Consider the following 14,510-nt stretch of genomic DNA (forward strand, 5'->3'; position numbering starts at 1 on the left):
TTTTTTACGGGGATGCGATGGTGCGCTGTCAGCCTTCCTCGCGCCAGCTTCGCAGGCGGATGGCGGCGTAAATCAGGGCCGCGCCTGCCGCTGCGCCCAGCCAGACGGCTGGCAAGGCCAGGCTGGACCAGGAATTGCTGAACACATCGATGCGCGTCATGTGCGATCCTCCCTCTGCCAGGGCGTGCATGCGTGGCAGCAGTTCCGGTTCGAACAGATACCAGCTGCCGGGAAGAGTGCCCAGCAGGGCGCGTCCGATAACATTCATCTGTATCCAGCTGACATCGCTTTCCGTCTGCGTCAGCTTGCCGGCCCAGACTGTCAGGATGAGCAGCAGCAGCGGTACGCCGACGGCCCACAGGAAGACTTTCGACTTGGCCCAGCTCGATACCATCAGCAGCCAGCCCACCGTCGGCAAGGCCCACAGGCAATACACTGGCAGCAAGCCGAATACGCGCAGCGGTCCCAGGTACAGGCCGGAAGAGCCGAGCAGTTCGGCAAACACGTGGATGCCGTTGACCGCCAGCACGCCGCTGAGGATCAGGATCAGGGCCAGCGACGTCAGGCTGGCGGCAGCGGCCACGATCAGCGGCGCGACCAGCAGGGCGATGGCCGCTTTCGACAGCACCGTCTGCGCATCCGAGATGGGCAGCGATTTCCAGAACAGCACGCTGCGGTCGCGGCGGTCGTCATGCAGGGCGCTCAGGCAATAGAAGAACACGAGGAAACCCAGCGCCAGGAACAGCGGCGCGGCCGCATACGTATAGTTATTGGCGACGGCGTCGATGATTTCCGTGCGGCGCGGGCCGAAGGTGCGCGTATTGAAAACGGTGCTCCAGGAAATTTCCTCGCCATTGACGATGAGCGCCGTGTGCATTTTGGTCTTTGCGACGGTCGCGGCCGCCATCAGGGCGCCCAGCACCGTCATGACGACACCGATCAGGGCAGGCGTCCACAGCAGCATGCCCTTGTGTTCCCACAACTCGCGCCGGAGCAGCCATTGCATCTTGTTTACAGGGGAAATACTCATTGGTACGATCCTTTCATGGTCGCGACAAACAGGTCAGCCAGGCTGGGCGTGCGTATTTCGCCGAGTGCGGCCAGCTGGGTGCGGGCGACGCCGTCGAACAGCATCACCGACTTGCCGAACACGCTGCGTTCGCTGATCGGCTGCAGGGCGCGCGCCGGATTGACGTGCTGCGGGCCCACCATCACCTCGATGTAGCGCTCGCCCACTTCTTCCATGCTCGACGCCAGCACGATCTTGCCGTCGCGAATGAACATCAGGTCGCTGAGGATGTGTTCCACTTCCTCGATCTGGTGCGTGGTGATGACGATGGTCTTGTTTTCATCGAAATAGTCTTCCAGCAAGTTCTGGTAAAACTGCTTGCGGTACAGGATGTCGAGGCCCAGGGTCGGCTCGTCGAGCACCAGCAGTTTGGCATCGATGGCCATCACGAGCGCCAGGTGCAACTGCACCACCATGCCCTTCGACATGGCCTTGACCTTCATCTTCGGCGACAGCTTGGTGTGGGCCAGGTAGCGTTCGGCCTTGCTGCGGTCGAAACGTGGATGCACGCCAGCAACGAAATCGATGGCGTCTGCCACGCGCAGCCAGCCCGGCAGGATGGCCACGTCGGCGATGAAGCACACGTCTTCCATCAGCGCATCGCGCTGCACGCGGGGATCGCGCCCCAGCACCGACAGGTCGCCATCGAAGCCCGTCAGGCCCAGGATGGCTTTCAGGGTGGTGGTCTTGCCGGAACCGTTAGGGCCGATCAAGCCGACGATGCGCCCCGGCGCGATATCGAAGCTGATGCCATCGATGGCCACCTGCTTGCCATACTGCTTGCGCAGGCCGCGCGCGCTGATGACGCTGTCCTTGTTCAATGCATTCATGCGTTCTCTCCGTGTGCGCCGGCGTCGCGGCTCGCTTGCAGCAGTTGATCGAGGTCCAGGCCCAGGCGGGTGATGTGTTCCAGCAAGGCTGGCCATTCCTCGCGCAGGAAGCGCTCGCGTTCACTGGCCAGCAATTTGTCGCGGGCGCCTTCCAAGACATACATACCGAGTCCTCTGCGTTTTTCCACCAGGGCATCGTCGACCAGTTCCTGGTAGGCGCGCGAAACCGTGATGGGATTCAATTGATAATCGGCCGCCACCTGGCGCACCGAGGGCAAGGCGTCGCCGGACTGCAGCACGCCATCGAGCATCATGCCCACCACCCTGGCCTTGAGCTGGCGGTAGATGGGGCTATTGTCGTTCCATTCCGCGCTCATGGGATGCGCTCCCACAAGGGCGGGGCGGTGCGGCGCATAAAAAGTGCTGTAGGCATCGAAGCTCCGTGATGTATTGAGTTGGTGTTGTAGTTAACTATAACAGTGAAAATTCAAATGTCAAGATACTCATGTTTTTCTATCCATAAGGAAACTATAATGTTGCGTGTTTAAAAATCTTACTTGATAACTTTTGGCGCGCATGTCGCCACAACCATGAAAGCAGAAATGATAAATTGCTTTGGAGAAGTACGGAACTTGTTCAGGCGTGCCGGCTGCGGCGCCGCACTGTTGGCGCTGTTGAGCGCCTGTGGCGGCGGTTCCGGCGGCGGCACGTCCACGCCTCCGACACCCGTGGCGCCGGTCGAAACGCCGCGCTATCTGCTGGGCGGCACGGTCAGCGGCTTGCTGCCTGGCGCCAGCGTCGTGCTGGCGAACGGCACGGAAAAGCTGACCGTCACGGCCAACGGTTCCTTCAGCTTTGCCGGCAAGCTGGCGGCGGGCGCGGCGTATCAAGGCAAGGTCGACAGCGCCTCCGCTGGCCTGGGCTGCAGCATCGCGCAAGGCGCGGCGACCATGGGCAGCGCGGATGTCAGCACCCTGGCCGTGCGTTGCCTGCCCATCGTGCTGGCGGGCGTGCAGGAGCGGATCCAGCGTGTCGATGGCATAGCGCAGGATGGCGCTGGCAATTATTACATCGCCGATGTTCCCTCACAAGTGATCCACAAGCTGGCCCCCGACGGCAGCCTCAGTATCTACGCCGGCATGCCAGGCAAGGCTGGCGCCGTTGACGGGCCGGCTGCCAGCGCGACTTTTTACATGGGGGGCCGTGCACCGCTGGTGAGCGACGGCAAGGGGAACCTGTATGTGGCCGACACCTGCAATGGCCAGGTACGAAAAATTACGCCGGCTGGCGTGGTCAGTACACTGGCCGGCAAGCGCCGTGCCAATTGCAGTGCGGCACCGGCAGAGCCGGATGGCGTGCCTGTGTATGCCGACGGGCCGGGGACGCAAGCCCGGTTTGGCGTGATCACCGGCATGGCCATGGATCCAAACGGTGATTTGCTGCTCGTCGATGATGGACAGTTCCAGGTTCGCCGGGTGACTCCAACTGGCGTGGTCAGTTCTTACAATGTTCTGTTTGCCGAGCCGAATGGCCAGCCGCGGGCTGGGCAGGTGGGCCAGATGGCAGTCGATGCCAATGGCGTCATTTACTTGAGTAACCGGACTGGTAACAAGGTTTATCGCTTTGCCAATGGCGTGGCCACCCTGGTTGCCGGAGATTTCATGACGATGGGCTATGACGGCAAGGGCGTCAATGCCAGCTTCAGGGGCGTGCGCGGCATGGTGTTCGAGCGCAGCGGCAATTTGTTGCTGGCCGACCGCGAGGCCATCCGCCGCATGACGCCCGATGGCGTGGTGACGACGGTGGTGGGCCGGCATGTACCCGACGCGGGAGGAAATTATCTCGACTGGAAAAACCTGGCCCAGATATTGATTGGGGATACGGGCAGCATGCTGGTTTACGATTCCACCCTGCAGCGCTTGAGCCGGGTGGATGGCGGCAACAGGATCGTGATCCTGCCTGTCATACAGGGCAATATCGGGCAGGTGGATGGCGTGGGCGCTGCGGCGCGCGTGGGCCAAGTCAAGGCATCGGACATGTGCAGCGATCCTGCAGGGAATGTCTATCTGCTCGATGCGGCCAACAAGGTGCTGCGCCGGCTGGCGCCCAATGGCAAGCTGGAAGTCTATGCAGGGATTGCCGGCCGTACCGGCAGCGACGATGGGGCGCGGCTCAGCGCGACCATGGTCAACCCCGTGGCGATCGCTTGCGGTGCGGATGGGGCCGTGTATGTGGCGGACAGGGAGCTGTATTCCCCTTCATTTAATTTGCGCAAGATCAACGCTGACGGGGTCATGTCCACCATCGAGCCATTGCCAGCAGGCGGTTTTGGCCTTCAGCAGTATATCCTGGCGGTTGACAAGGATGGCTATATCACCTGGACGGAGGCTTTGGGCGGGGGGATTTACCGGCGCCCGCCTGGTGGCGTATTCTCCTTGTTTGTATCCTTTGAAACGCTCGCGCGCTCCTTCAGCGACAGCGATCTCGGCTTGCAAGATGTTTTGCCTTACAGCATGGTGTTTGACAGCAAAGGTGATTTGTATTTTGATGACTTTTACCATCAAGTGATTTTCAAGGCGGATCGTTACGGCGCCGTGAAGGTGTTTGCCGGCACCTTGTACTCGACTAAAAATGCCGATGGTGCGCCTGGGGTGGGCAGCCTGTCCTTTGCCGGGATGCCCAGCCTGGCCTTCGACAAGGCCGACAACCTGTACGTGAGCGGCCAGGATGGCGTACGCAAGATCGATACGACCGGGGTCATTTCCTCACCGCAAATGGCATGGGGAAATCCCATCGTGGAGGTCCTGGCTTTTGGCAACGGAACCTTGTATGGTTATACCGCCCGCGCCATCATCCAGATGCCGTTGCCTTAAATGGAGCGATGCGCAGACGTGGCTGGCGCATCCCTCAGCCGCGCCTGCAAATCCAGCGCATTGAACAGGGCGGCCCCGGCCGCCGTGTTGTCGAAGATGCACCAGCTGTCCGCATGCGCTGGTGTGTGCAATTCAGCGGCCAGCGCCGTGAGGTAGTCGGCCGGGTAGTCCGAGTAATAGATTGTCGGGCTGCCGTGCAGGCGCAGGTAGGCCACGCTGGTCGTCGGTATGTGCGGCCCCGGCTGTCCCGCAGGCGGATCGGCGCGCACGCGGGTGATGCGCTGCATCGTTAACAGCTCGGTTGCGCCTGCCTCGAACCAGCTGGGATGGCGCGCTTCACACGCGAGCATGCCGTCGAAGCGCTGGCGCAGTGCATGGAAAAATGCGGCGGCCACGTCCGCCTCGAAACGCAGGCTGGGCGGCAGCTGCACCAGCACGCAGCCCAGTTTATTCCCCAGTTGCATGACTTCTCCCGCAAAGCGTTCCAGTTCGGCTGCACAGTCGCGCAAGCGCCGCTCGTGCGTGATGCTGCGTGGCAATTTCACGCTGAAACGGAAATGGGCGGGCACGCTGTCGGCCCAGCGCGCGTAAGTGGCGCTCTGGTGCGGTCGGTAGAACGAGCTGTTGATTTCCACGCAGGGCAAGACCTGGGCATAGCGCTGCAAATGGCTGCCATCGAGGGGGAAGTGGCTGGCGGCGGCGCTGGACAGGCTCCAGCCGGCCGTGCCGATGTAAACAGTGTGCATGGCGCCATTACAGCAGGGCCAGGCGGGCGCGGCTATCGGACAAACGCCCGTGCGGCAGTCGGCGCAAGCCTAGTCGATGATGTCGCCGTTCAGGTCGTGGCGCGTGATGTTGCCGCGCGCATCGATGGCGATCCAGCCGCCGCGCGGCTGTTGCGGCGGCGTCACGTCGCATTCCCAGTCGGGCAAGACATAGCGCAAGGTAGCGTCGACTTTATGCAGGGCAGGGCGGTGCGTGTGGCCGTGGATCATGACGGTACTCGCGTGTTCGGCAAATACTTGCGCTACCGCATCGGGCGTGACATCCATGATGTCCATGGATTTTTCGCCATTGTGCTGGCGGCTGCTCTGACGCAAACCGTCGATGATGGCCTTGCGCTGTGCCAGCGGCATGGAGAGGAACTGTTTTTGCCAGGCGGGCTGGCGCACCATGGCGCGAAACTCCATGTATTGGACGTCTTTCGTGCATTCGGCGTCGCCGTGCAGCAAGACGATGCGCTGGCCGGCAATCGTGGCCACGTGCGGTTCGCTGAGCAGGGTGGCGCCGGCGGCGGCGGCAAAGCCGGAGCCGACGAGAAAGTCGCGGTTGCCGGCGATCCAGTAGACGTGCACGCCCGCATCGCTGACGGCTCGGATGGCGGCCGTCATGCGCGCATTGAACGGGTCTTCCAGGTCATCGTCGCCGGCCCAGTATTCGAACAGGTCGCCTAATAGATACAGCGCCTGCGCATATTGCGCATGGTGTTCCAGGAAAGAAAGAAACGCCGCGCTGGTGCGCGGGTGCGAGCTCTGCAGATGCAGGTCGGAAATAAAGAGTGCGGCAGGCATTGTCATCGTTCAACGCTCCCAAAAAGTGAAGTGCATGGAGAGGCGCAAACGCTGCAATGCCTGTTATTCATGGTGCAGTGGCCGAATTAAACTGCTTCGACTTTTTCGATGATGACATCGGTGACTGGCACATCGGCAAACATGCCGGCGCGCGAGGTTTTCACGGCGCGGATGGCGTCGACGACTTCCTTGCCGTCGGTGACTTTACCGAACACGGCGTAGCCCCAGCCGTCCTGGCCTGGATAGTCGAGGAAGCTGTTGTTCTTGATGTTGATGAAGAACTGGGCCGATGCCGAATGCGGATCCGACGTGCGGGCCATGGCCAGCGTGTAGGTATCGTTTTTCAGGCCGTTCTTGGCTTCGTTTTCCACGGTGGTGTCGGCAGGCTTTTGTTTCATGCCTGGCTCGAAACCGCCGCCCTGGATCATGAAGCCGTCAATGACGCGGTGGAAAATCGTGTTGTCGTAGTGACCAGCTTTCATGTAGGCCAGGAAGTTGGCAACCGTTTTCGGCGCTTTTTCGGCGTCCAGTTCAGCGGTGATCTTGCCCAGATTGGTGGTGATGATGACGGAGGTCATGATAATCCTTAATAAATTGGATGAATAATTGATTCAGTGGCGCCAGCCAGGCCGGCGCCGCAAAAACGCTATTTTACAGTTTTGCGGGCACGGACTTGAGTAAAGTCGCCGATTCGATCACCACGGGGGTGACCGGCACGTTCTGGTGCGGGCCCTTGTCGGCTACCGGCACGGCCTTGATCTTGTCGACCACGTCCATGCCGCTGACGACTTTGCCGAACACCGTGTAGCCGAAGCCGTCGCGGCCCGGGTAGTCGAGCGCACCATTGTCGTTGACGTTGATGAAGAATTGTGCGGTGGCCGAATGCGGGTCGCCCGTGCGCGCCATGGCGATGCTGTAGGTGACGTTTTGCAAGCCGTTTTGCGCTTCATTCTTGATCGGCGCCTTGGTGGCTTTCTGTTTCATGTTCTTGTCGAAGCCGCCGCCCTGTATCATGAAGCCGTCGATGACGCGGTGAAACACGGTGCCCTTGTAATAACCGCTGTTGACGTACTGCAGGAAGTTGGCCACGCTTTTCGGTGCTTTTTCCTGATCCAGTTCCAGCACGATCTCGCCCATGCTGGTTTTCAGGGCCACGTGCGGCGTTGGGTCGAGAACGGTCGCCGGAGCGGCTGCCACGACGGCGCTGCCCAGGGTCAGGCCGGCAAACAGGGTGCAAAAGCGGGCCAGGAAAGACAGGCGTTTCGATTTGATTTCTTGCATGAAGGCGTCCTTGATCGTTATTTTTCTTTAAACTTGCGTTGTTGCCAAAAGAAGTGAGTTTCGGTTGAACATCGTAAAAACCTGATTCATATCGGGCCAGTATGGTTTTTATCAATGTTATACTTGGCCGCTAACGCCCCAATTCTAACAAACAAGAACAACAATATAGCGGGTCGTACAGTCTCGGCGCACACGGCAGTTCAGTGGCGCGGCACCCCTGGTGTCCGCGCCTGTCTGTCGTTTTGCCAGGCTGGCGGCCGCTCCACTTGCAAAGCACGATGAGCAATCTAAAGATTTACAACACCCTGGCTCGCGAAAAGCAGGTATTCGTCCCGATGGAAGCAGGCAAGGTACGCATGTACGTTTGCGGCATGACCATCTACGATTATTGCCATATCGGCCATGCGCGCATGATGATGGCGTTCGATGTCATCTACCGGTGGCTGAAGGCGTCCGGTTTCGATGTCACCTATGTGCGCAACATTACGGACATCGACGACAAGATCATCCGCCGCGCCGTGGAAAACGGCGAGACGATTTCCCAGCTGACGACGCGTTTCACCCAGTACATGGATGAAGACACGGCCGCGCTGGGCATCCTGACGCCCGACCACACGCCGCGCGCCACCGAATACGTGCCGCAGATGCTGCGCCTGATCGAACAGCTGGAAGCCAAGGATCTGGCTTATCAGGGCGCGGATGGCGACGTCAATTACGCCGTGCGCAACTTCCCCCACTACGGCAAGCTGTCGGGCAAGTCGCTCGACGATCTGCGCGCGGGCGAGCGCGTCGACGTGAACACGGGCAAGCGCGATCCGCTCGACTTCGTGCTGTGGAAGTCGTCGAAGGAATCCGAGCCGGAAGAAGTGAAATGGGATTCGAAGTGGGGCAAGGGCCGTCCGGGCTGGCATATCGAGTGCTCGGCCATGTCCTGCGCCTTGCTCGGTGAACAGTTCGATATCCATGGCGGCGGCGCGGATTTGCAATTTCCGCACCACGAAAACGAGATCGCCCAATCCGAAGGCGCGTTCGGCCATACCAGCGTGAATTACTGGATACATAACGGTTTCGTGCGCCTGGACAATGAAAAAATGTCCAAGTCGCTCGGCAACTTCTTCACCATCCGCGAAGTGCTGCAAAAGTTCGATGCCGAAGTGATCCGCTTCTTCATCCTGCGCGCGCACTACCGCAGCCCCCTGAATTACTCGGACGTGCATCTCGATGACGCGCGCCTGTCCCTGACGCGTCTGTACACGGCGCTGGCCGACGTGGCGGTGGAAGAGGGCGCCATCGACTGGAGCGAAGCGCATGCCGTGCGCGTGCGCGAAGCCATGGACGACGATTTCAACACGCCGCTGGCCGTGGCCGCCCTGTTCGACCTGGCAACGGAAGTCAACAAGCACAAAACCCCAGCCCTGGCGCGTCAACTGAAGGGCCTGGCAGGCGTATTCGGTTTGCTCGAACGCACGCCGCAGCAATTCCTGCAAGCGACCGTCGGCGCTGCCGCCGGTGGACAGGACGAGGCGGCCGGCATCGAAGCGGCCATCGCGGCGCGCAGTGCGGCGAAAAAGGCGCGCGACTTTGCCCAGTCCGACAAGATCCGTGCCGAGCTGCTGGCGGCGGGCATCATTCTTGAAGACAAGCCTGACGGCTCGACCAACTGGCGCCGCGCATGATGCCAACGTCCAGGGAAAACGGGGAAGCGCCCAAGGTGACGGAATTGGCGCAAGTGATCCAGGTGCCGCACTACTGGGAAGAGGCGAAGATCGAGCTGATGAAGCGCGACCGCATCATGAAAAAGCTTATCCCGCAATTTGGCGACCTGCACCTGGTCGGCCATAGCGACCCGTTTACCACCCTGGCCCGTTCGCTGGTGGGGCAGCAGATCACGCCCAAGGCGGCGGATGCTGCCTGGAAAAAGCTGTTGCTGGCTTGCCCGAAATGCACGCCTTCGCAAGTATTGAAGGCAGGCGCCGAGCAGCTGTCCGCCTGCGGCTTGTCCAAACGCAAGACCGAATATATCCTCGACCTGGCCGACCATTTCAAGGCCAAACGCGTGCACGCGAGCCAGTGGGACCAGATGGATGACGAAGCCGTCATCGCCGAACTGGTGCAGATCCGCGGCATCGGCCGCTGGACAGCCGAGATGTTTCTGATATTTAATCTGCTTCGGCCGAATGTCTTGCCGCTCGACGACCCCGGTTTGATCCAGGGTATCAGCGTCAATTATTTCTCCGGCGAACCAGTTTCCCGCAGCGATGCGCGCGAGGTTTCCGCCAATTGGGAACCGTGGCGCACCGTGGCGACGTGGTATTTGTGGCGCAGTCTCGACCCTGCAGCCGCCCCTGCCGCATCCGATGCAGCCCCCGGCGCACCAGCCGGTACGGTAAAATAAACATAGATGACGCCGCGCGCCCTGGCGCCGTGGCCTGTAAAACCTGGAGGTACAATGACTAAAACGACTTTCCTCAATTTTGAACAGCCGATCGCGGAACTCGATTCCAAGATCGAAGAGTTGCGCTTCGTGCAAGACGATTCGGCCGTCGACATCTCGGAAGAGATCGACCGCCTGGCCAAGAAGAGCCAGCAGCTGACCAAGGATATCTACGCCAAGCTGACGCCTTGGCAAGTGGCGCAGATCGCGCGCCACCCGCAGCGCCCCTACACCATGGATTACGTGAATGAAATCTTTACTGATTTCCACGAATTGCATGGCGACCGCAGCTACGCGGACGATCTGTCCGTCGTCGGCGGCCTGGCCCGCTTCAACGGCCAGCCGTGCATGGTCATCGGCCACCAGAAGGGCCGCGACACGAAAGAGCGCGCCATGCGCAATTTCGGCATGCCGAAACCGGAAGGCTACCGCAAGGCCATGCGCCTGATGAAAGTGGCGGAAAAGTTCAACTTGCCCATCTTCACCTTCGTCGACACGCCGGGCGCCTTTCCCGGCATCGACGCGGAAGAGCGCGGCCAGTCGGAAGCCATCGGCCACAACCTGTACGTGATGGCCGAACTCAAAGTGCCGCTGATCGCCACCATCATCGGTGAAGGCGGTTCCGGCGGCGCGCTGGCCATTGCCGTGGGCGATGCCGTGCTGATGCTGCAATACTCGACCTATGCCGTGATCTCGCCGGAAGGTTGTGCCTCGATCCTGTGGAAGAGCGCCGAGCGCGCCTCCGACGCGGCCGAAGCGCTGGGCCTGACGGCGCACCGCCTGAAAGCCATGGGCCTGATCGACAAGATCATCAACGAACCGCTGGGCGGCGCCCACCGCGATCCGAAACAGATGGCCACCTTGCTGAAACGCGCACTGGCCGACACCCTGCGCCAGTTCCACGGCATGAAAACCAAGGACCTGCTGGCCGCGCGCCATGAAAAACTGCTGAGCTACGGCAAGTTCAAGGAAACCACGCCGAGCGAGTAATCCATCGCCGGTCGGCGTAGGTCGGCTTAGCGCAGCGTAAGCCGACAAGACGTAAGCCGACAAGATAGTAAAACACCAGGGACAGTCCGCTAAACGACACCATCCGTTTAGCCGCCTGTCCCTCTTTGCATTCCCGGAGTCCACATTGAAAAAGCAACAAACCGCCACCGTCGCCGATATCTTTGCTAGCGCGCTGGAAACCTGCGGACCGCAAGCCGGCGAGACGGTCGGCATCGCCCTGAGCGGCGGCCTCGATTCCTCGGCCCTGCTGCACCTGGCGCATGCCTGGGCGCAAGAGCATGGCGTGGCCTTGCACGCGTTCCACGTGCACCACGGCCTGAGCCCGAATGCGGATGCCTGGCTGGCCCATTGCGGGCAATTGTGCGTTGGCATGGGCATCGCCTTCGAGGCGCGCAAGGTCACCTTGGAAAAGAATGCGAAGACGGGCACGGAAGAGGCGGCCCGCAAGCGCCGTTATGCGGCATTGGGCGAACTGTGCGCCACGCATGGCGTGCGGCTGCTGCTGACGGCCCACCACCAGGATGACCAGGCGGAAACCGTGCTGCTGCAATTGCTGCGCGGCTCCGGCACGGCGGGCTTGTCCGGCATGGATGGCGCCAACAGCGCGCCCGAGTTGCTGGGCAACCCGGACCTGGTGATGGCGCGCCCGTTGTTGCCCGTGTCGCGCAGGCAGCTCGAGGCCTATGTGGCGAAGCATGCGATCGCGCACATCCACGATGAATCGAACGACGATCCCCGCTTCGCCCGCAATGCCTTGCGGCACCAAGTGATGCCTGTGCTGGCGCAGGCATTTCCCGGCTTCCAGGAACGTTTTGCGCGCAGCGCCCAGCACGCGCAATCGGCGCAGCGCCTGTTGACGGAACTGGCGACCCACGATTTGGCAGCGTGCCTCGATGGCGATTGCATCGAACTGGCGAAATTGCGCGCGCTGAGCGCGGACCGCTGCTACAACCTGCTGCGCCACTGGTTCGGCACGCGCGGCTTGCGCATGCCGTCGACGGCGTGGCTGGCGGAAATGCTGGCGCAGCTGCTGGAAGCGCGGCCCGATGCGCAATTGCTGGTCACACACCCCGAGTGCCACGTGCGGCGCCATCGCGACCGTCTGTACCTGACGCCGAAGCTCGATGACCTGGCCGGCATGCGCGAGCGTGACGATGCGGGCATTCCCGGCCTGGAAAAAGCCAGCCAGGAGTTTACCTGGAAAGGCGAGGCCAGCCTGGCCTTTCCCGCGTATGGCGGCGTGCTGCATTTCGATGCGGTGGAAGAGGGCGGGCAAGGTATCGATATTGCCTGGCTGCAAGCACAGACCTTGACCATCGATTTCCGCCAGGGCGGCGAGCGCCTGAAACTGGCCTTGAACCGTCCCACCAAGAGCTTGAAATACCATTATCAGGCGTTTGACGTGCCCGCCTGGGAGCGCGAACGCCTGCCCCTTGTCTGTGCGGCGCAACAATTGCTGTACGCGGCCGGTATTGGCCTCGACTGCCATTGCCTGAGCCTGCTGGATCGTCCCCGCGTCGCCTTGCGCTGGCTCTCCTGCTGAGCGTAAGGGCAGCCGCCACGGCCACTCCCGGGGTAGCCGGCAAGCGGCTGTTCAAGCCAGTTGGACTGCATGGATTGGTTATTTCCATATGCGCAATCGGTATGAGCTAATGCGCTTTTTAGCTTGTTATTTTGCATTGCGGCATGTAGAGTAAAGCCCTCCTTTTTTATTCTTCTTGAGCGGAAACTTCACTCTTATGGCTTTAATCGTCCACAAATATGGCGGTACGTCGATGGGCTCGACTGACCGTATCAAGAATGTCGCCAAGCGCGTTGCCAAGTGGCACGACGCTGGGCATCAAATCGTGGTGGTGCCATCCGCCATGTCGGGCGAAACCAACCGCCTGATTGGACTGGCCAAGGAAATCATGGATCAACCCGATCCCCGTGAACTTGACATGATCGCCTCGACAGGCGAACAAGTGTCCGTCGGCCTATTGTCGATGGCACTGCTGGCGATCGGCAAACAAGCCGTATCCTATGCTGGCTGGCAAGTCGCGATCAAGACCGATTCCGCCTTTACCAAGGCACGCATCCAGTCGATCGATGACGAAAAAGTCAAACGCGACCTCGATGCGGGCAAGATTGTCATCATTACCGGTTTCCAGGGCGTCGACGAACACGACAACATCGCGACCCTGGGCCGCGGCGGTTCCGACACCTCGGCCGTGGCGATCGCCGCCGCCATGAAGGCGGCCGAATGCCTGATCTTCACGGACGTCGACGGCGTCTATACGACCGACCCGCGCGTGGTCTCCGAGGCGCGCCGCCTGAAGACCATCACCTTTGAAGAAATGCTGGAACTGGCTTCGCTGGGTTCCAAAGTGCTGCAAACGCGTTCGGTGGAATTTGCCGGCAACTACCGCGTTCCCACGCGCGTGCTGTCGTCGCTGACCGACCCGATGTTGCCGCTGGAAATAGAAGCCAATTCAGGCACCCTGATTTCGTTTGAGGAAGATACAAACATGGAACAAGCAGTCATCTCCGGCATCGCCTTCAACCGCGATGAAGCCAAAATCACCGTGCTCGGCGTGCCCGACCGCCCAGGCGTGGCGTACCACATCCTGGGACCGGTGGCGGACGCGAACATCGAAGTCGACATGATCATACAGAATCAGTCGGTCGACGGTAAAACGGACTTCACCTTCACCGTCTCGCGCGGCGAATACGCGCGCGCGCTGGCCGTGCTGGAAGCGAACCGCGAATCGCTGGGCGCGGCCAGCATCACGGGCGACGCGAAAGTGTCGAAACTGTCCGTCGTCGGCGTGGGCATGCGCAGCCATGTTGGCGTCGCATCGCAAATGTTCCGTACCCTGTCGGAAGAGGGCATCAACATCATGATGATCTCCACTTCCGAGATCAAGATCTCCGTGCTGATCGATGAAAAGTACATGGAACTGGCCGTGCGTGCGCTGCATAAAGCGTTCGAGCTGGAAAAAGCTTAAATATCCAAAAATATTGCCCCACGCCCTTGACCAAAGGGGGGGCAATCGATATTATGACGTTCGTCGCTGCAGCGCAGTTAGCTACAGAGACATAGTTGAGTAATCAGCTAGGAGACGTGGCCGAGTGGCCGAAGGCACATCCCTGCTAAGGATGCATACGGCTTATACCTGTATCGTGGGTTCGAATCCCACCGTCTCCGCCAGAATCAAATAAAAAAGCCTCCCCTGCGGGAGGCTTTTTTATTTGTCTGGACGGAACGGTGGGATTCGAAGGGCTGGGCCGTGCCGGCCCAGCCCTCTCCGAATCGCCCAACCACCGCGCTCCGCGCGGCACGTTGGCCGCGCAGCGGCCAACGCCGTCCCCCCATCTCAGGCTTCAGCAGCCAGCTCCCCCGTCGGCCCCAGTTACCTCAGCAATAAAAACAACAAGTGACTTAGTGTGAGTATTGACTCT

General features: G+C 60.7%; 13 protein-coding genes and 1 tRNA gene. 7 read left to right on the forward strand and 7 right to left on the reverse strand.

Annotated features, from left to right (window positions below):
• Positions 1 to 28 precede the first annotated feature (28 nt).
• From CSQ92_RS02400 to CSQ92_RS02410, 3 genes are read right to left on the reverse strand one after another with little or no spacing between them, the layout of a single operon-like run.
• Positions 29 to 1,030, reverse strand: coding sequence for a hypothetical protein (locus CSQ92_RS02400; RefSeq protein WP_070279019.1), 1,002 nt, complete (start codon positions 1,028 to 1,030; stop codon positions 29 to 31).
• On the reverse strand, positions 1,027 to 1,899 hold the full coding sequence (locus tag CSQ92_RS02405; protein ID WP_099393122.1) for an ABC transporter ATP-binding protein: 873 nt from the start codon (positions 1,897 to 1,899) through the stop codon (positions 1,027 to 1,029). Before CSQ92_RS02405 ends, CSQ92_RS02400 begins: the two co-directional genes overlap by 4 nt.
• Entirely contained in the window at positions 1,896 to 2,276 is a 381-nt protein-coding gene (locus tag CSQ92_RS02410) for a GntR family transcriptional regulator (RefSeq protein WP_034784016.1), read from the reverse strand. The genes CSQ92_RS02405 and CSQ92_RS02410 overlap by 4 nt, the downstream gene beginning before the upstream one ends.
• Before the next feature lie 255 nt (positions 2,277 to 2,531).
• Between CSQ92_RS02410 and CSQ92_RS02415 the strand changes: the two genes are divergently transcribed.
• Complete coding sequence (locus tag CSQ92_RS02415; protein ID WP_099393123.1) at positions 2,532 to 4,772, forward strand: hypothetical protein; 2,241 nt, start codon at positions 2,532 to 2,534, stop codon at positions 4,770 to 4,772.
• Here the strand turns inward: CSQ92_RS02415 and CSQ92_RS02420 are convergent.
• The 4 genes from CSQ92_RS02420 to CSQ92_RS02435 all read right to left on the reverse strand — a co-directional run bounded on the left by CSQ92_RS02420 (position 4,769) and on the right by CSQ92_RS02435 (position 7,591).
• Complete coding sequence (locus CSQ92_RS02420) at positions 4,769 to 5,518, reverse strand: DUF72 domain-containing protein (RefSeq protein WP_099393124.1); 750 nt, start codon at positions 5,516 to 5,518, stop codon at positions 4,769 to 4,771. The two genes, CSQ92_RS02415 and CSQ92_RS02420, sit on opposite strands and share 4 nt — an antisense overlap.
• Before the next feature lie 69 nt (positions 5,519 to 5,587).
• Entirely contained in the window at positions 5,588 to 6,343 is a 756-nt protein-coding gene (locus CSQ92_RS02425; protein WP_099393125.1) for a UDP-2,3-diacylglucosamine diphosphatase, read from the reverse strand.
• 86 nt (positions 6,344 to 6,429) lie between these two features.
• The gene (locus tag CSQ92_RS02430; RefSeq protein WP_092610294.1) at positions 6,430 to 6,921 is read right to left on the reverse strand and encodes a peptidylprolyl isomerase; all 492 of its coding nucleotides are present in this window, start codon (positions 6,919 to 6,921) and stop codon (positions 6,430 to 6,432) included.
• 73 nt (positions 6,922 to 6,994) lie between these two features.
• Positions 6,995 to 7,591: a peptidylprolyl isomerase gene (locus tag CSQ92_RS02435; RefSeq protein WP_373606040.1), complete on the reverse strand. Its 597-nt coding sequence runs from the start codon at positions 7,589 to 7,591 to the stop codon at positions 6,995 to 6,997.
• A gap of 311 nt (positions 7,592 to 7,902) precedes the next feature.
• Between CSQ92_RS02435 and cysS the strand changes: the two genes are divergently transcribed.
• From cysS to CSQ92_RS02465, 6 genes are all read left to right on the forward strand, one after another.
• The gene (cysS, locus tag CSQ92_RS02440; protein ID WP_070259255.1) at positions 7,903 to 9,300 is read left to right on the forward strand and encodes a cysteine--tRNA ligase; all 1,398 of its coding nucleotides are present in this window, start codon (positions 7,903 to 7,905) and stop codon (positions 9,298 to 9,300) included.
• On the forward strand, positions 9,300 to 10,019 hold the full coding sequence (locus tag CSQ92_RS02445; protein WP_225317449.1) for a DNA-3-methyladenine glycosylase family protein: 720 nt from the start codon (positions 9,300 to 9,302) through the stop codon (positions 10,017 to 10,019). Before cysS ends, CSQ92_RS02445 begins: the two co-directional genes overlap by 1 nt.
• A 54-nt stretch (positions 10,020 to 10,073) precedes the next feature.
• Positions 10,074 to 11,048 (forward strand): acetyl-CoA carboxylase carboxyltransferase subunit alpha, encoded by a 975-nt coding sequence (locus CSQ92_RS02450; RefSeq protein WP_034756951.1) that lies wholly within the window; start codon positions 10,074 to 10,076, stop codon positions 11,046 to 11,048.
• Positions 11,049 to 11,193: 145 nt separating this feature from the next.
• Positions 11,194 to 12,612 carry a tRNA lysidine(34) synthetase TilS gene (tilS, locus tag CSQ92_RS02455; protein ID WP_099393126.1) on the forward strand — a complete coding sequence of 473 codons (1,419 nt, stop codon included), beginning with the start codon at positions 11,194 to 11,196 and terminating at the stop codon, positions 12,610 to 12,612.
• Positions 12,613 to 12,808: 196 nt separating this feature from the next.
• Entirely contained in the window at positions 12,809 to 14,056 is a 1,248-nt protein-coding gene (locus CSQ92_RS02460) for an aspartate kinase (protein WP_034784049.1), read from the forward strand.
• A 110-nt stretch (positions 14,057 to 14,166) separates the two neighbouring features.
• A tRNA-Ser gene (locus CSQ92_RS02465) sits at positions 14,167 to 14,259 on the forward strand.
• Positions 14,260 to 14,510 lie beyond the last annotated feature (251 nt).

It is taken from the genome of Janthinobacterium sp. BJB446 (genome assembly GCF_002735655.1).
GTDB classification, from domain to species: domain Bacteria; phylum Pseudomonadota; class Gammaproteobacteria; order Burkholderiales; family Burkholderiaceae_D; genus Janthinobacterium; species Janthinobacterium lividum.